At 44.6% G+C, this 16,837-nt stretch carries 13 protein-coding genes and 1 tRNA gene; 3 read left to right on the plus strand and 11 right to left on the minus strand.

All coding sequences use genetic code 11. The annotated features are described in order from the left end of the window. Positions 1-740 precede the first annotated feature (740 nt). The 8 genes from ACQ4XT_RS19430 to ACQ4XT_RS19465 all read right to left on the minus strand — a co-directional run bounded on the left by ACQ4XT_RS19430 (position 741) and on the right by ACQ4XT_RS19465 (position 11,801). Positions 741-2,327, minus strand: coding sequence for a PucR family transcriptional regulator (locus tag ACQ4XT_RS19430; RefSeq protein ID WP_446855223.1), 1,587 nt, complete (start codon positions 2,325-2,327; stop codon positions 741-743). Between the two features lie 733 nt (positions 2,328-3,060). Beyond that, a complete protein-coding gene (locus ACQ4XT_RS19435; protein WP_160912088.1) occupies positions 3,061-3,297 on the minus strand; it encodes a hypothetical protein in 237 nt (78 codons plus the stop codon). 15 nt (positions 3,298-3,312) lie between these two features. Further along, positions 3,313-4,806 (minus strand): NCS1 family transporter, encoded by a 1,494-nt coding sequence (locus ACQ4XT_RS19440; RefSeq protein WP_446855225.1) that lies wholly within the window; start codon positions 4,804-4,806, stop codon positions 3,313-3,315. 95 nt (positions 4,807-4,901) lie between these two features. Continuing rightward, on the minus strand, positions 4,902-6,317 hold the full coding sequence (hydA, locus tag ACQ4XT_RS19445) for a dihydropyrimidinase (protein ID WP_446855227.1): 1,416 nt from the start codon (positions 6,315-6,317) through the stop codon (positions 4,902-4,904). Positions 6,318-6,335: 18 nt separating this feature from the next. After that, on the minus strand, positions 6,336-7,622 hold the full coding sequence (gene preA / locus ACQ4XT_RS19450) for an NAD-dependent dihydropyrimidine dehydrogenase subunit PreA (RefSeq protein WP_160912082.1): 1,287 nt from the start codon (positions 7,620-7,622) through the stop codon (positions 6,336-6,338). After that, positions 7,610-9,019, minus strand: coding sequence for an NAD(P)-dependent oxidoreductase (locus ACQ4XT_RS19455; protein WP_446855229.1), 1,410 nt, complete (start codon positions 9,017-9,019; stop codon positions 7,610-7,612). Before ACQ4XT_RS19455 ends, preA begins: the two co-directional genes overlap by 13 nt. A gap of 130 nt (positions 9,020-9,149) precedes the next feature. Continuing rightward, the gene (locus ACQ4XT_RS19460) at positions 9,150-10,040 is read right to left on the minus strand and encodes a nitrilase-related carbon-nitrogen hydrolase (RefSeq protein ID WP_089653976.1); all 891 of its coding nucleotides are present in this window, start codon (positions 10,038-10,040) and stop codon (positions 9,150-9,152) included. A gap of 288 nt (positions 10,041-10,328) precedes the next feature. Further along, positions 10,329-11,801: a CoA-acylating methylmalonate-semialdehyde dehydrogenase gene (locus ACQ4XT_RS19465; protein WP_446855231.1), complete on the minus strand. Its 1,473-nt coding sequence runs from the start codon at positions 11,799-11,801 to the stop codon at positions 10,329-10,331. A gap of 225 nt (positions 11,802-12,026) precedes the next feature. Between ACQ4XT_RS19465 and ACQ4XT_RS19470 the strand changes: the two genes are divergently transcribed. Beyond that, a complete protein-coding gene (locus tag ACQ4XT_RS19470) occupies positions 12,027-12,890 on the plus strand; it encodes an SDR family oxidoreductase (RefSeq protein ID WP_446855232.1) in 864 nt (287 codons plus the stop codon). 95 nt (positions 12,891-12,985) lie between these two features. Here the strand turns inward: ACQ4XT_RS19470 and ACQ4XT_RS19475 are convergent, their stop codons facing one another. Together ACQ4XT_RS19475 and ACQ4XT_RS19480 are read right to left on the minus strand one after the other, a co-directional pair. Beyond that, a complete protein-coding gene (locus tag ACQ4XT_RS19475) occupies positions 12,986-13,642 on the minus strand; it encodes a hypothetical protein (RefSeq protein WP_446855234.1) in 657 nt (218 codons plus the stop codon). A gap of 54 nt (positions 13,643-13,696) precedes the next feature. Beyond that, a complete protein-coding gene (locus ACQ4XT_RS19480; protein WP_446855235.1) occupies positions 13,697-15,064 on the minus strand; it encodes an alkaline phosphatase in 1,368 nt (455 codons plus the stop codon). A 221-nt stretch (positions 15,065-15,285) separates the two neighbouring features. Between ACQ4XT_RS19480 and ACQ4XT_RS19485 the strand changes: the two genes are divergently transcribed. Together ACQ4XT_RS19485 and ACQ4XT_RS19490 are read left to right on the plus strand one after the other, a co-directional pair. Beyond that, entirely contained in the window at positions 15,286-15,774 is a 489-nt protein-coding gene (locus ACQ4XT_RS19485; RefSeq protein ID WP_446855237.1) for a hypothetical protein, read from the plus strand. Positions 15,775-15,893: 119 nt separating this feature from the next. Then, positions 15,894-16,559: a DUF3889 domain-containing protein gene (locus tag ACQ4XT_RS19490; RefSeq protein ID WP_446855239.1), complete on the plus strand. Its 666-nt coding sequence runs from the start codon at positions 15,894-15,896 to the stop codon at positions 16,557-16,559. A 138-nt stretch (positions 16,560-16,697) separates the two neighbouring features. Here ACQ4XT_RS19490 and ACQ4XT_RS19495 read toward each other — a convergent pair. After that, positions 16,698-16,770, minus strand: a tRNA-Val gene (locus ACQ4XT_RS19495). Between the last annotated feature and the right edge of the window lie 67 nt (positions 16,771-16,837).

Raw genomic sequence — 16,837 nt, forward strand, 5'->3', positions numbered from 1 at the left:
CACATAATGACAAGAGCCCTATTCAACGATCTGGCAGGATATTTGAGGACTCAGTTTCGAGACTTTTATTGAGTGGGTGGGGGTACGGGGAATGACTCGCTTTCCGCGGGAGCGCGGTGAGCCTCCTCGGACTGCGTCCTGTGGGGTCTCACCCTGCACTTTTTTCCCGCAGAAGTCTCGTCATTCCCCTACGTCCCTTAACAAAGTAAGGTTCTCGAAACCACTAATAAAAAAATAAGCTTGTATGGTTATGAGAAGTTAATGATATAAACTCTACCCCAATTGACGTTTAGGATACGCAAATGCTTGATACAACACACTATATGCCCGCCTATGGGAGAAGAATTGGAACCTTACTTATGAATACAGGTGTTCTAATCATCCACTTCCCTCAACCATATAAGCTGCCCCTTTTAGAAGTGGTTTCGAGACACTTATAAGGTAAAGGGGCGGAGGGAAACGGTGAGACTCCTACCTTAAGTGTGGAGGCGCCTCGATCAGCGGCGTATGGACTGGACTGAGCTGGCGGAGATAAAGGAAACACGGAGAGCGTAGCGATTCGATGTTGACTTATCGTACAGAAGCGAGGGAAGTCTCACTAGCCGCTAGGCGCCGCAACCGGATAACCAAAAGGACGTATGGGAAAGGTGAGACAGTCTTCAACTAAAGGAAGCTTTAGTAGGAAAAGGGGTATAAAAAACACTTATTCAGAAGAAAAGAATAAGTGTTAAGGATGGTGGTTAGGTTACGGCTCTTTGATATTCATGAGCGAGAAGCGCAAATTCGATGACCTGCCGCTTTTCACATTCCATAAAGTCAGGTCCCAGCAGTTTTTCTAACTTCTCAAGGCGATGATATAACGTTTGACGCACTACAAAAACTTTGGAAGCGGTTTCTTTTTTGGATCCGTTGCACGCCAAATAGACCCTTAATGTCTCAAGGAGGTTGGTGTTATTTTTTTCGTCATACTTGATAATCGGTTCTAGGTACTCTTCGACCAATCCATCAAGATTACTGTGCTGATGGACGAGTGAAATCAATCGGTACATGTGTAAGTCATCGTAAAAAAATTTGGACTGACTTTCTGGAAGCTTCTCCTGTAAAGTTAAGGTCTCCTGGGCGGTTTGAAAACTTTCATGCAACTTGGATAGTTCCTTGACGTATTTACCACCTGCAATTTGAAAAGATGAAATACTCGAATCATTCAGTAGACTGATTTTCTGCAGCCTTACAACCCCGCGTTTGATCCTTTCCTTCCAATCTTCTTCTTCTTTTCTGTTCAAAAGAATAAAAGTAAGCTGATGTCGCTTCTCTACAGGAAAAACATAATACCCGTTCTGGTCAAAAATATTGTGGATGAGCATATTCATATAAGTGACGTCAGGATTGGATTTTTGTCTGTCCACCATATTTAACTTAATGGTAAGTACAATGGCGCCTTTTACGGTTTTGTCCAGTTTGTAAATGGCAAGTCTGTCACGAATCTCTTCTTCTTCATGCTCTCCCTGCAACCACTCTGTCAGCCATTCCGTTTCTTTTGCTTTTCTTTTCTCTTCCGTATAAAGTTCTCTTAACAAGTATTGCGCCAGGGCAGTCCCCGTTCGGTCCAATAATAAAGATTCGAATTCACCGAACTCTCTACGATTGGACAATAAGTAAATATTCGCAAATTCCCGGTCAAATACTTGGACCGGCTGTTTTAAAACTCTTCTCGACCCGGTATTCGGCCGGCTCAGCTCCATCAATACTTGCTCGCGTTCTTTCTCTCTCAAGGCTGGGATCGTAACGACCGTATGATCCTTGGCAATGTAGACGAGCTGGCAATTCACATATTGCTGCAAATTTTTTAGGATCTCAAAATAGTTATCAATCGATAACAATCGTTTATTCAGCCGCTGCGAATAATCTTCTAAATTCGTAATAAACTCGTATTGCTGATTGATGAGATCCGCATGTATATCTTGGGTAATTTCCACAAAAGAAACTTCTTCCCGGAATAAGATGATCGGAAAATTGTTAGCTTCCGCATAATCGATCGCTTCCTGGCTTATGTAATCAACGAAACTCCCGATCTCGATACAAATCCCGGCTACTTCTTTTTCAATTAATTGTTTTAACAAGTGGATAAAAAGCTCATGGTCATCCTTCCAGCCAAAACCTGTCGAAAGGACAAGCTCTCCACCTTTTAAGTTCTTTCTCACTTCGATCATCTCATAAACGTGAACCCATTTGACCAGCCGGTCGACGCCTTTCCCACCAGCAATTACTTCTGCAGAAGCGAAGTGGTCCCTTTTCAGGATGTTTTCAATCGACATGTGTTCGTTCATTGAATGACCCCTCTTTTAAAGTACAACAATTTTTCAGAAAAATCTAATAGATTGTGAGATTTTCTTACAAAAAAGTTTAATAGTCCTAGTGAATCTAACACGTACCCTACTCTTCAATGATATTCAACAAACTGGCAGAATTGTGTAAGACTCAGTTTCGAGACTGTTGTTGAGTGGATAGGGCTGCGGGGAATAGCTCGCTTTCCGCGGGAGCGCGGTGAGCCTCCTCGGACTGCGTCCTGTGGGGTCTCACCCTGCACTTTTTCCCGCAGGAGTCTCGCCATTCCCCTCCGCCCTTTGCGATATAAGTGTCTTGAAACCACTTCTGAGAAATCAGCTTGTATGTTTGTGAGAAGTGGAATCCACAGACTGGGTAAAAGAACTTCCAAAACCGCTGCTCTCTAGTTAAAAAGATCTCTGAATGCTTGTTTAACAAGTATATACGCTTGCGGATCTCTTAGGTATGAAAAACATAAGTGGCTTCGAGACACTTATAAAGTTAAGGGGCGGAGGGAAACGGTGAGACTCCTATGGGACGTGTGGGACAGGTGAGACCCCGGAAGGCGGAGCCTGAGGAGGCTCACCGCCCGCCCCATGGAAAGCGAACCTTTTCCCGGAGCCCCTAGAACCACACAATCGCCTCGAAACCGAGTCTTCCACAAACGGGAGCTTATACGGAAGATGTAGATGAAATAGAAGAAAGAGGATTGGCAGGGAGCCAATCCTCTTTCTTCTATTTCACACTCTGTTTTTTTTGTTGCTGGACGAGAATGGTAGAGAAATACTTCCTCGTATCCGGGTGCAGGATGTGCAGCCGTTCCTTCTCACTTTTATCAGATTCGTTTCCTTTATATTGAAACTCGACGAATGCCCCACTTAAATTTTCAGTGACTCCACTAATGACATAGCCCTGTTCCAATAAAAAGTCGATCTTTTCGCGTTCTGCTTCAAACTCGCGATGGTCAGACATTTGAATTCCTCCTTGTTATGCATCCATTTTTTGTGTGGATCCTTCTGTTCCTGTCTTACGCCCCAGCTTTTCTTCTACGAATTTTTCTCCGATTACCCAGTCACGACCGACGGTAATGCCAAGGTATTCATCGTCACTTGGGTTATCGATTTCGGCCTGGGGATGCTTTTTGAAATACCAATGCTTGGCTAATAAGTAATAACATAACGCGCCAACACCAAACCCGACGAAGAAAGAATAGGTAGAGAATGTGTAGGCGAAGGCACTTCCAATGACCCATGAAATGATGCCTGCCCAGTTGACCCCTCCGTCGTAACGGAATTGCCCGCCTTGTTTATACAAATCGTGGACGTTCATTCTCCGCTTTCTCAATAAATAGTAATCCGCAAAAATGATGCCTACGATAACGGAGAGAATGGCTGCGGCAATCAATAATACCGGAATCAATAAATTGAAAATACTCCAGGGCTGAATGACTGTTCCTACAAGACCCGCAATAAAAACGCCGGCCCAGAATGGCAGCTTCGGTCCGCCGACATTTGAAAAGATGGTAGCCGCAGGTACGATGTTTGCTGATACGTTTGTTGACCACTGGGCAAGAACGATCATCAATAAAAGGATCCCTAAAACAAGTCCACTGGCTGATTCCTGTAAAGCGACGACAGGGTCAAAGTTGGAGACAGCAATGTAAGAGACGGCACCAAGAACCACGATGAATGTTTGTGTCAAAGGCAGTGCTACAAGGCTTCCTACGAGAGCCCCTTTGTTTCTTTTCACCCAATTACGTTCCAGTTTCGGTGCTTTTATAAAACGGGAGATGGAAGCTATATCAGCTGCGAGCGTTGACCAATATCCCATATTCCCAACAACGACGACCACAAAAGCTGTAAAAGCTGCTCCTCCGGTTACAGGGCTTTCCACCCAGCTCCATATGTCTTTCCCCTGTTCAGAAGCTGTTCCTGCAAGCGTAAAATACATCCATACTCCAATCAAAATGATGATCGGGGCAGCCAGATCGGCGAACTTTTCTACCGCTTTGATTCCTAATGCCGTGTTGAATAATTGGAATAAAGCAAAAAGAATATAACAAACAAACCAATTATCAAAACCGAATAAGATGTTTAAAATTCCGTTGATAGCTGTTGAACCGAAGAACGTATTAATCCCGAACCACATGGATGCAGCCACTCCACGCACGATAGATGGGAAATGGGTACCTATCGTACCAAAAGGGGCTCTCATGTAAACAGGGAAAGATATCCCGTGTTCAATTCCAATATCAGCCGTGACTGATATGGCAAGACCGATTAGAATCGTTCCCAACAATGTGCCAAGAACGACCCAGATCAAGGATATCTCCTGAACACCCGCTCCCCCTATAGCGAAAGCTGCCAGTACGACAGCCATTCCGACCCACATGAATGAAAAACCAAGGGTGCTGATTTTTTTCTCATTGTGGGGGATGGGCATTAAATCTGGTGACATTAAATGATTGGTTTTTTTGTCCATACTTTTGGACTCCTCCTACCTATACCTGTTTTTTAAAAGGCTGCCTGGCTTTCTATGAAGCGAGGCAGCCTACATTCATATGGCATACGGACAGGTTACTTTTGATAAAGTTCTTCTTTGGAGGATGTCAGTTCCCCGTAACGGGAACGTTTCAAATAATTTCCTTTTCCGAGTTTACCGACAAATTCTTTGTTCTTAATGACATAGTCACCACGGGAGAGGACACTGACCGGCTGCCCTGTCACTTTCATCCCTTCAAAAGGATTGTAATCGGCAGCCATGTGACTCGTTTCTACAGAAATCGTCCGTTCTACAGTCGGGTCGAAGATGACGATATCCGCATCTGCGCCGACCGAGATCGTTCCTTTCTGAGGAAACAAGCCGAATGTCTTCGCAATTTTCGTAGATGTAATATCTACGAATTCATTCAGTGTAATTCTTCCTTTCTTCACCCCTTCAGAGAAAAGAATACTGACGCGATCTTCGATGATTGGACCACCATTCGGAATCTTCGTGAAGTCGCCTTTACCTAAGTCTTTTTGACCTTTAAAGTCAAAGGAGCACTGGTCTGAACCAAGCGTTTGCAGATCTCCTGTCTTAAGTGCGGTCCATAACACTTCCTGGTGGTGCTTTTCACGAAGTGGTGGAGACCACACATATTTCGCACCTTCGAAGTCTGGCTTTTCTAAGTAACTTTGATCGAGAACCAAGTATTGCGGACAGGTTTCCCCTGTGACGTTGTACCCCTTTTTACGAGCTTTTGCAATCGCTTCGACCGCTTGTTCACAAGTCACGTGGACGACATACAGCTGAGAATCAGCAAGTCCCGTCAATTCTGCTGCACGCCCCGTCGCTTCACCCTCTACTTCCGGAGGCCGCGTCAACGCATGGTAGATCGGATCTGTTTGTCCAGCTTCCAATGCTTTATTGACTAGATGATCGATCACATCACCATTCTCTGCGTGAACCATGACTAATGCGCCCAGTTTTTTCGCTTGTTCTAATGTACGGAAAAGGGTGCCGTCATCTGCCTGGAACACATTTTTATAGGCCATGAACACCTTAAATGAGGTAATCCCTTCGTCCTCAATGACACTTGGTAGCTGCTCAAGAACATCATCGTTCATTTCACCAATCATTAGGTGAAAGCTGTAGTCGATGACTGATTTATCCTTAGATTTCGCGTGCCACTGATCGATCGAATTCTGTAGCGGCTTTCCTTTGTCTGTCAGACAGAAGTCGATGACTGTGGTCGTTCCACCGTGCGCTGCCGCAATTGTACCTGTTTCAAAATCATCCTTACTGACTGTTCCACCAAAAGGCATTTCAAGGTGCGTGTGCGGGTCTATCCCACCAGGGAATATGTAGTTTCCTTCCGCATCTACGACTTCAGCTGCTGAATCGGTCAAATCTTGACCGATCAGGGCAATTTTCTCGTTTTCGATAAGAATATCCGCTTTGTACGTATCTGCAGCCGTCACAATCGTTCCGTTTTTGATAATTTTCTTCATCTTATCCCTCCATACCATTTATTTGATTAAATTCACATCACAAGAAGAGGCGGCACCAATCGCTGCTTGTCTTTCATTCCATGTCATCGGCGGCTTTCCATTCGCATACTCAACCATGTCAATCGCGCCATCAACTGGGCATACGATGCTGCAGAGGTTACACCCTACACAGTCTTCTTCACGTACTTTCAAAATGTCGTTCCCATCGGCATCCTTCAACATGTCGATACACTGGTGAGAAGTATCTTCACAGGCGATATGACACTTATTACAGTTGATACACACATCATTATTGATTTGAGCAACAACCTGGTGATTGAGGTCCAAATTACCCCAGTCGCTATACTTCTCGACAGACTTCCCAACAAGATCCATTACAGAATCAATGCCTTTTTCATCGAGATAATTGTCGAGGCCATCGACCATATCCTCAATGATGCTGAATCCGTGATGCATCGCAGCTGTACAGACCTGGACCCCTGTTGCGCCCATCAGCATGAACTCGACCGCTTCTCTCCAGCTCGATACTCCGCCCATTCCGGAAATCGGAACATTGATTTTCGGATGACGGGCACATTCAGCCACCATGTTCAATGCAATTGGCTTAACAGCAGGACCACAGTATCCACCGTGGGCTCCTTTTCCAGCTACGTTAGGAATGGTATCCCATGAATCGATATCAACCCCAGCTAGACTGTTGATCGTGTTAATCATACTGACTGCATCCGCGCCACCATTAACAGCTGCTTCTGCTGTGAAGGTAATATCGGTAATATTTGGTGTGAGTTTTACGATGACAGGCGTTTGCGCGACTTCTTTCGCCCACATCGTCTGCTTCTCAACAAGCTCCGGGACCTGGCCGGAGGCTGCCCCCATGCCGCGTTCCGCCATCCCGTGTGGACACCCGAAGTTCAACTCCAACCCATCCACCCCGACATCTTCGACACGCTTGACAATTTCATGCCATTTTTCCTGAGTCGGTTCAACCATTAACGAAGCGATAATCGCATGGTCTGGAAACCTTTTTTTCGTTTCATAGATTTCTTTCAAGTTCACTTCCAATGGACGGTCTGTGATCAGCTCAATGTTATTGAAGCCGGCCACTTGTTTTCCATTAAATCCTACGGCCGCAAAACGGGAGGATACATTCAAGATTGGTTCACCCAATGTTTTCCAAACGGCGCCACCCCATCCCGCTTCAAATGCGCGCTGGACCTGGTAGCCCGAGTTTGTTGGAGGTGCAGATGCGAGCCAGTATGGATTCGGAGACTTGATTCCTGCTAAATTCAAACTTAAGTCAGCCATGTATGTTCCTCCTTGTTGAAAGATTTGTAGGCGTTCGTCGGTTCAGGTGCCAGTTGTTTGTGGATCGCCATCGCCGCCTCTTTTCCTTGCTGTGCAGCTGTCACGACCATCGCCTCTCCCTGACCTTTGGCAAAAATGACATCTCCCGCTGAAAACACTTTCGGGTTCGATGTCTGCAATGTATCTGGATCTACTGTGACCACGCCACCTTCATGATCCAGCCCAAACCCTTCAATAAGATCGGTATAACGACTTTGTCCAATCGCTTTAATGACAGCGTCTACTTCCATAACAAATTCAGAGTTTTCAACAGGCGATGGTCGGCGTCGTCCATCTGCATCCGGATCACCGAGGGCCATCTTCACGCATTTCAAATGAGTGACTTTCCCGTTTTCATCACCAATGATTTCAACAGGTTGTGTGAGCCAGTTGAATTCTACATCATCCTGCTTCGCGAAGTCATATTCAAACTCATAAGCGGTCATTTCATTCCTTGTCCGGCGATAGACGATCTTTACATCGCCAGCACCTTTTCTAGCGGCACAGGTCGCTGCATCGATTGCTGTGTTACCAGCGCCGACAACGACGACATTTTTCCCAAGGAGCTCGTCGGTGATCGGTCCGGATTTCGTACTTTTCACAAAATCAATCGCGTCATGCACTCCGTCCAGATCCTCTCCATTAATGCCGAGCATCGGAACATTCCCCATTCCGATCGTCAAAACAATCGAATCATAATTATTAGTCAACTCGTCAAAAGAAACATCAGTGCCTACACGCGTCTTGGTTCGGATTTCAACATCCAGTTTCTCGACTTGATCGACTTCCCAACGGGATATATCCTGTGGGAGACGGAAAGATACGATCCCGTACGTATCAAGACCACCCGCTTCAGCTTCGGCTTCAAATATTGTTACGTCATAACCGAACCTGGCGAGTTCCCTAGCTGCGGATAACCCGGCAGGCCCTCCACCGACAACCGCAACTTTTTTCCCGTTTTTCTTGCCAGGCTTGAACAATAATTGTTCGTTTTTGATGGCCCAGTCTGTGGCAAATCGTTGCAGATCTCCAATTAAGATCGGTTCCGTGGAATGGTTTAAAACACAGGCACCTTCGCATAACTCTTCCGTCGGACAAACACGGGCGCAAGTTGCACCGACAGGGTTGGACGACATGATCGTCGTCGCAGAACCTTTCAAGTTCCCTGATGCGATTTTCTTAATGAATTTCGGAATATCGATGCCTGTGGGGCAAGCCTGGATACAAGGAGCATCGTAACAATACAAACAGCGGTTCGATTCTTCCATCGCTTCCTGAGCATTCAGCCCGTCATGGACTTCCTCGAAGTTCACCTTCAAATTTTCTAATGAAATTCCTTTGCTCTTTAACTGGGTCAAGGTGTTTCCCTCCTTTAATGAAAGAGAGGCTCTTGGATAGGCCTCTTAATAAAAAAGTTCCACATAGAGAAAATGGTTCATTTTCTTTTGCTCTATGCAGAACTTCTACTTTGTGTCTGATGGATAAGGTTTAAGGGAGAAGCTCAACCATGTTTTCATAAGTTTCGGGACGGCGGTCTCTGTAGAACTGCCATGTGTCACGTACTTCACGGATAAACTTCTTGTCCATTTCTGCAACGAGGACTTCGTCTTGATCACGGCTGGCGGTTTCAACGAAGTTCCCACGAGGGTCGACAAGATAAGATTGACCATAAAATTCACCCATGTTCCAAGGCCCTTCATAACCGACACGGTTGATAGCGCCAAGGTAATACCCATTCGCTACGGCATGAGCAGGCTGCTCAAGTTTCCATAGATACTCAGAAAGTCCAGCTACAGTGGCTGATGGGTTGAACACCACTTCTGCGCCGTTCAATCCTAGTAATCTAGCACCCTCAGGGAAGTGGCGGTCATAGCAGATATAAACACCGACTTTGGCAAAGGCCGTATCAAATACTGGATAGCCTAGATTTCCTGGCTTGAAGTAATATTTCTCCCAAAATCCGTGCCCTTTGTCCCCTACAGCTACTTGCGGAATATGGTGTTTGCGGTATTTTCCTAGATAAGAGCCATCTGCATCGATGACAGCCGCTGTATTGTAGTACGTCGAAATTCCCTCTTTTTCATAGATAGGCAGAACAATGACGACGCCTAACTCCTTCGCAAGCTCCTGGAAACGTATCGTCGTTGGACCATTTGGAATTTCTTCTGCGGAATCGTACCACTTCGGGTTTTGCTCCGAGCAAAAATATGGACCATAGAAGATTTCCTGAAGGCAGATGATCTGTGCCCCTTTTTCCGCTGCTTCTTTTACAAGTTTGATATGCTTTTCTATGGAATGTTGTTTATGAACCTCTACAGGCTCACTTCCATCCACATCATGTGATGCCTGGATCAAACCAATTTGGACTTTATCAGACACTATAATTCCTCCTTATGTAATCCTTTTTTGTTGTACGGTCACACCGAAACCAACATCCCCAAGAATATGATTTCCTTCTCTTCGTTCACCTCCTGTTATTGAATTTTCTTTATTTACTGAATTTTTAAATAACTATTCTTACTTTACATTAAAAATTGAAAAATTCCATTATACATAATGTTAAATGTTGCATTTAGTGTTTAGATTTTTTGTAAGATTGGCAGGGATTTTGTGGATCCAATGGTGGGAAGTGTGCGCGAAATGTGTAAATTCCGCGCACTCATAAAATTAATACCAGCGTTGGGTCAGCATTTTACGCTTCGTATAGAAGTTCAGTCCATCCTTACCATTGGCATGGAGATCGCCATAGAAGGACTTCTTATTTCCAGAGAACGGGAAGAACGCCATTGGGGCAGGAACGTTGACGTTGACACCAAGCATTCCGGCATCCATCTCTTCTCTGAACTGTTGAACGGCTTTTCCGCTTGATGTGTAAATAACAGCACCATTGGCGAATTCAGATTTGTTGGCCGTTTCGATCGCTTCGTCAAGTGAATCGGCACGAACAATACTAAGAACAGGAGCAAAAATCTCATCTTTCCAGATCTTCATTTCATCGGTGACGTAATCAAAAATCGTCGCACCAAGGAAATAACCGGACTCATTCTCTCGAAGTTCTACTCGACCATCACGTACGAGCTTCGCATTATCCTGTTCCCCGGCTTCGATATAGCCGAGAACACGCTCGCGGTGGGAGTCACGAATCAATGGTCCGAGATTGGTTTCCTGATCTAAACCATTTCCTACATTTAACTGGTCAGCGGCTTCTTTTAATTTGGCGACAAGGTCGTCAGCTACATCACCTACCGCTACAACAACAGAACAAGCCATGCAACGCTCTCCTGCGCTTCCGAAAGCCGCATTGATGATACCTTCTACCGACTTGTCTAAGTTACAGTCAGGGAGAACGATGGAGTGGTTCTTTGCTCCAGCAAGTGCTTGAACTCTCTTGCCGTGGTTAGCGGCCGTTTTGTACACATATTCCGCAACAGGCTGAGATCCAACGAATGAGATGGCGTCAACTTCGTCATGCTCAAGTAATCCGTTTACAACATCATGGGCACCATTAACAACGTTGAGTACACCCTTCGGAAGACCCGCTTCATGAATCAACTCGACGAGCATCTTCGCAAGGATTGGAGTACGTTCGGACGGTTTCAATACAAATGTATTGCCACAAACGATCGCGAGCGGGAACATCCATAACGGCACCATCATTGGGAAGTTGAATGGTGTAATTCCACCGACGACCCCTACCGGATAGCGGTACATTCCAGAGTCGATTCCTTCCGCAATATCTGGAAGAACGTCGCCCATCATAAGACTTGGTGCACCAGCTGCGAATTCCACACATTCAATGCCGCGCTGCACTTCACCTGTCGCATCTTTCATCGTTTTTCCATTTTCCTGTGTGAGTGCCTTTGCTAACTCCTCACGATTTTCTACGAGCAACTGGTGATACTTAAACATCACTCTTGCCCGTTTCGGCACCGGCACTTTTTTCCACGTTTTGTATGCTTCTCTAGCTGATTGGACCGCTTTATCTACATCCTCTTTTGATGAAATGGGAACTTGGGCAATGATCTCTCCTGTCGCAGGATTGGGTACGTCCTCCACTTGCCCGCTTACCGACGAAACCCACTCGCCGCCAATGAAGTTCTTGATCGTTACCTGATTCTTTTTTGAGAAAGTTGTCTCCATTTTTTCACCTCTACTCGTAGATTCTGTTCCTTTACACCCTTCAAATATATTATAAATTCAGAAAATTTCTACATCAATGGACGAAGTGTCAAATCAAAAACCTCCCATTTTGACACAATGACCTTTTGCCGAGGGATATCTAATATTTGGATAATACTGGATGACCTGGGCATCCTAATATTGGGTGACCAGGTCATCCAGTATTTTACATATAGGAGGGTTCTGATGAGCAATCAAAAGAAGGAAATTCAGCCGAAGCAGCACCAGGAACGGCAGCCGGGTTTTGAACATAAAATGAATCCGCTCCCGGAATATGTGGATCCAAATTATAAAGGAAGTGAAAAGTTAAAGGGAAAAGTGGCTGTAATCACTGGAGGAGACAGTGGTATTGGGCGTGCAGTCAGCTTGTACTTCGCTAAGGAAGGTGCCGACATTGCTGTCTTATTCCTCAACGAACAGGAAGATGCTGAGAAGACGAAACAGTTGATCGAAGCGGAAGGTCGAACATGCCGCCTATATAATGGAGAGATCGGAAGTCCAGCATTCTGTGAAGAAACCGTCCAGCGCATCAAAGCAGACTTCGGAAAGATTGATGTGCTCGTAAACAATGCAGCGATGCAATTCCCGCAAAAAGACCTCTTGGCTGTTACGAATCAGCAGCTTGAGAAGACCTTTCGGGTGAATTTCTTTTCTTATGTATATATGGCTAAAGCGATTATCCCTCACCTGCAAAAAGGAAGCACCATCATTAACACCTCTTCGGTTACCGCTTATGAGGGGAATGAGCAATTGATCGACTATTCTTCAACCAAAGGAGCCATTACCACGTTCACACGTTCTCTCGCCAAGTCCTTAGTAAGTAAAGGCATCCGTGTGAACGGCGTTGCCCCTGGACCCATTTGGACACCATTGATCCCTGCAAGTTTTGATAAACAAAAAGTGGCGGAATTCGGTTCTACGAATCCCATGGGGCGTCCGGGACAGCCGTATGAGCTCGCTCCTGCATATGTCTATTTAGCAAGCAAAGATTCCAGCTACGTGACAGGTCAAATGATCCACGTGAATGGTGGAATACCTGTGAACGGGTAACACATGATGAACAACAAAAATAAGCGGCCCCTCCACCTTAAGAAGATGAAGGGCCGCTTATTTCTACTATTTTATTGTCCGTCGAACGTAAATGGTTATTTCCATTCTACTTCTATTTTTTCTCCTTCTGCCAACGCGTTCCCTTCCTCATCCAAAACATCACTGGTCTCAATCGTCACAGTCTCTAATTCTTCCCAATCCTGTTCGAGGACGAATCCCATTTGCCCTACTCTTGTTTCGCCTGGCTCGTACTCTCCTTTCAGTTTTTCCAAATAAAAATCGTCATTGAACCCCAACTTCTCCGCCGTATTCGTCTTCAAGACTTCCACAGGCGCTAAGTTCACTTTCTGATCTCCCGTATTTTTTATAGCAACAGTAAACTTAATATAATTAAAATTTGTTTCATTATGAGTATAGGCGTGGAAATAATCCACTAAGTCAGGCGAAGGAGAATAATTGAGCACTTTCACGTCCTTTACCGCCATTTGGACCGGTCCAACTTCGCTATACTTCTCCATCTCCTTCATAGCTTTAAGAGTTAACTGACCATCCATATCTTCTATCTGGTCCCCTGCTTCCTTTAAATCCTGATCATCAGGCGCTTGGGGGTTGTTTTTATATTTTGTTTGTTCTGGGATTTCAAATAATGGAGGTTGATTCTCCGACTCATTCCCTTCTCCAGCCACTTGGTTGGAACACCCCGTGAGAATAATGGAAATGGTTAAACTCAATAATAGCAGCAAACGTTTCAACGTTTATCTCTCCTTTTCTAAAAAAGCCTCCCTAAGGAAGGGAAGCTTTTTCTTTTATTTATGTGCCTGCTTTTTCATCTTTCCATTCTCCATCAAGTTCATGACCTTTTGTCCAACCTCATGGTTATCATGCAGTCCTGCGAATTGTTGAGACTGAGGCCCATAACCGTAAACAATTACATCTTCACCTGTGTGGCCGCCTGTTGTCCAACCGGTACCGGAACGAATATCGAAAATGTGCTCAATCGCATTATCAATCTCCGTGACTGATCCATTTTCTGCTGCATCTTTGACGGATTGAACTTCACCGTCTGTTAATTCAAGGTCGATATACTGCTCTAACGTTTCATCAACCCCTGCCCCTTCAGCAATCTCTGAAGCCATAAAGTCAGGTGTACGTTTCGCAGCTTTCAAAGGTTCAGGATTCCACTGATATTCTCCATCCCGTCCCATCGTCATTCCACCTGTAGAGTGGTCGGCTGTCGTAACAACTAAGGTATTCTTATTGTTCTTCGCAAACTCAATGGCTTCTTCATAAGCCGCTTCAAAGTCCTGCATATCGCTCATAGCCGCCACTACATCATTATCATGACCCGCCCAGTCGATCTGACTGCCTTCCACCATCAGGAAGAAACCATCTTTGTCCTTGCTCAGCCTGTCCAAGGCGGAAGAAGTCATTTCCTTTAAGGAAGGAGCATCGGAAGAACGGTCAATCATCTTGTCCATCCCTTTAGGAGCGAATAAACCAACGATTTGTTCATTGGAATCTTCCATTAGTTCCTCACGAGATTCCACGTAGCTGTATCCATCTTTCTGGAAGTCATTGGTCAGGTCGCGGTCCTCCCTTTTGAAATATGAAGTACCTCCCCCAAGCAATACATCAATTTTATGTTCCCCTTTCACTTTTTCATCAAAGTAATCATCAGCGATATCATTGTAATTATGACGGGATTCATCATGGGCACCGAATGAGGCAGGTGTAGCATGATTGACTTGAGATGTCGCTACAAGACCGGTTGCTTTTCCTTTTTCCTTCGCCAACTCTAGAGCAGTTTTCACTTCATTCTTCTCCATGTCCACTGCGATTGCATTGTTGTAGGTTTTAATTCCGGCTGCCATTGAAGTTGCAGCGGCAGCGGAATCTGTAATACTCTCTTCCGGATCCCAGGAATAGGTCTCCTGCATGCCGATTAAATGCTCATCGAACGCCGTGTTTTCCGTATAAGGAGTAGAAGGGTCATCCTTGAAGTAACGGTAAGCGGATGTATAGTTAGGCCCCATCCCATCGCCAATTAGAAAAATAATGTTCTCTACCTTTCCTTTATCATCTTTAGATTTTGCATGAACTTCATCGTTAAAGGTAAAAGCGGATCCTCCAAGAATCAAAGACGTGGATAGAGCCACAGGCAATAATTTTTTCATATACTTTTTGCTGAACAACTTAATTCCTCCTCGTAATATGTCAATGCAGTAAGCATATTACTTGGAGATTATGAGACATTAATTAATAAACTGTAAATCTAGCGTAAATTTACAATTTAAGACAATAGGATCAGGTCGATTGTCGGAAGTTTATTTGTCGCCGAATCATTGGTTAAGCATGATATAATAGTAAAAATCTACTTGATAAAGGGTGTGCACTCATGAACAAAAGCTTTTGTCACTGCTTTAGTAACAAGGAAGAGATCGAACGAGGAATCGCAGAAAAGTGTACATATCTCGCTTTTTGTGTCGTATCTGGAGAGCATGGAGCTGTCGAGTTCAGTTTCCGTACCAGTTATATTGACAGTGATTCGGTAGCGCCCTACAGGAAATTTTTCGACGTAAGTGAGGAATTTGAGGAAGATAACAAAACCTCAAAAAGAATAAGAATCCATAGCAAACAACCACTTGCCCAAAATGATGTGGAACCAACAGAAAAGTCATTCCTACGGTCTTCTGAACGCTTTTACTCCTATAAAATCAGTCTGGATTTACATAAGCTCCAATCTTTCAAAGACAATCCGGACAGATACTTGAGAACCATCCATTCAAAAAAACTGTACGATGAAATGAAGGCTGTATATAAGAACATTTTCAGGTATCCACCTGACGCATTAAAAGATGATCACTGGTTAGTCCTCGTTGATTAACCTCCCCTTCATTATCAGACGATTTTCATGGAAAACAGGAGTACATAATGGACGGTCACACACCAGTCAAAAATGACATAGGCTATTGAGGATATAAAGTAAAGACAGGGGGAAAATGAATGTACTCCAATTTTAATCATGTCCCTTATGGTTATGGCTATTCCTATGGACCAAATCCTTACTACCCTTATTCTCGTTATGCCTATCCTCAATCCTATGAAACATACGCCAACTACTACGGCTATGATGTAAGGCAGACGGTGCGCGGCCAGGCAACCTGGACAGAAGGCGGAGAAGTGACCAAATGTGGAATTCCATGGTCGAATAACCGATACATGACGGCTGCAGTTGGTCAAAATTCACCTTACCAATGCGGGCAGACGATCAAAGTGAAAAACACAGCCAATCAACGGGTGGTTTTAGTCACGGTCGTCGATCAAGTCCCTAACTATCCAGAAAATAAAATCAACCTTCACAAAAAAGCCTTTGAAACGTTAGGTGCAAGTGTAGATCTTGGTGTCATCAATGTAGAAATCACACCGAACCCTCAATTAGAGGAAGAAAAGTGGGGGAAATATCTTTTAGAGATCGCTCAGTCGGCCTATCCGAATTATAATGCCACAGACTATAGTAAAGTAAGCCAAACCCAGCAGAACGGTAACGTAAAAGAAGTTTACAAGTTTGTTATGGAATCCCCTCAGGAAACCATGAGCATTGAAGGAACGGTCATCTATAATCCAGCGACAGACCGAATCATTTCCATTAACTTCAAGGAAGTATCATAACATTCGATATTTTTAAAGAGACAGCACTCATCTGTCTCTTTTCTTTTGAGAAAAACTAGATATATCTATAAATAAAAAAAGAAATGACGCAGCCTCTCCCTGGATGAGAAACTGCGCCATTCCGGCACTTAGTATGGATGATTCCGATTGGGCTCGAACCAACGACCTCCACCCTGTCAAGGTGGCGCTCTCCCAGCTGAGCTACGGAATCCTATGTAGAAATTTGTCGGCTGTTTTGCTGACAAATAATAATATACTACGGAACAAATGAAGTGTCA

Source organism: Halobacillus sp. 12SKB (genome assembly GCF_052941655.1).

Bases quoted from the DNA above. Each gene is read 5' to 3' on its own strand.
- ACQ4XT_RS19430 (WP_446855223.1), bottom strand. From the start codon at position 2,327: ATGAACGAACACATGTCGATTGAAAACATCCTGAAAAGGGACCACTTC.
- ACQ4XT_RS19435 (WP_160912088.1), bottom strand. From the start codon at position 3,297: ATGTCTGACCATCGCGAGTTTGAAGCAGAACGCGAAAAGATCGACTTT.
- ACQ4XT_RS19440 (WP_446855225.1), bottom strand. From the start codon at position 4,806: ATGGACAAAAAAACCAATCATTTAATGTCACCAGATTTAATGCCCATC.
- hydA (WP_446855227.1), bottom strand. From the start codon at position 6,317: ATGAAGAAAATTATCAAAAACGGAACGATTGTGACGGCTGCAGATACG.
- preA (WP_160912082.1), bottom strand. From the start codon at position 7,622: ATGGCTGACTTAAGTTTGAATTTAGCAGGAATCAAGTCTCCGAATCCA.
- ACQ4XT_RS19465 (WP_446855231.1), bottom strand. From the start codon at position 11,801: ATGGAGACAACTTTCTCAAAAAAGAATCAGGTAACGATCAAGAACTTC.
- ACQ4XT_RS19470 (WP_446855232.1), top strand. From the start codon at position 12,027: ATGAGCAATCAAAAGAAGGAAATTCAGCCGAAGCAGCACCAGGAACGG.
- ACQ4XT_RS19480 (WP_446855235.1), bottom strand. From the start codon at position 15,064: ATGAAAAAATTATTGCCTGTGGCTCTATCCACGTCTTTGATTCTTGGA.
- ACQ4XT_RS19485 (WP_446855237.1), top strand. From the start codon at position 15,286: ATGAACAAAAGCTTTTGTCACTGCTTTAGTAACAAGGAAGAGATCGAA.
- ACQ4XT_RS19490 (WP_446855239.1), top strand. From the start codon at position 15,894: ATGTACTCCAATTTTAATCATGTCCCTTATGGTTATGGCTATTCCTAT.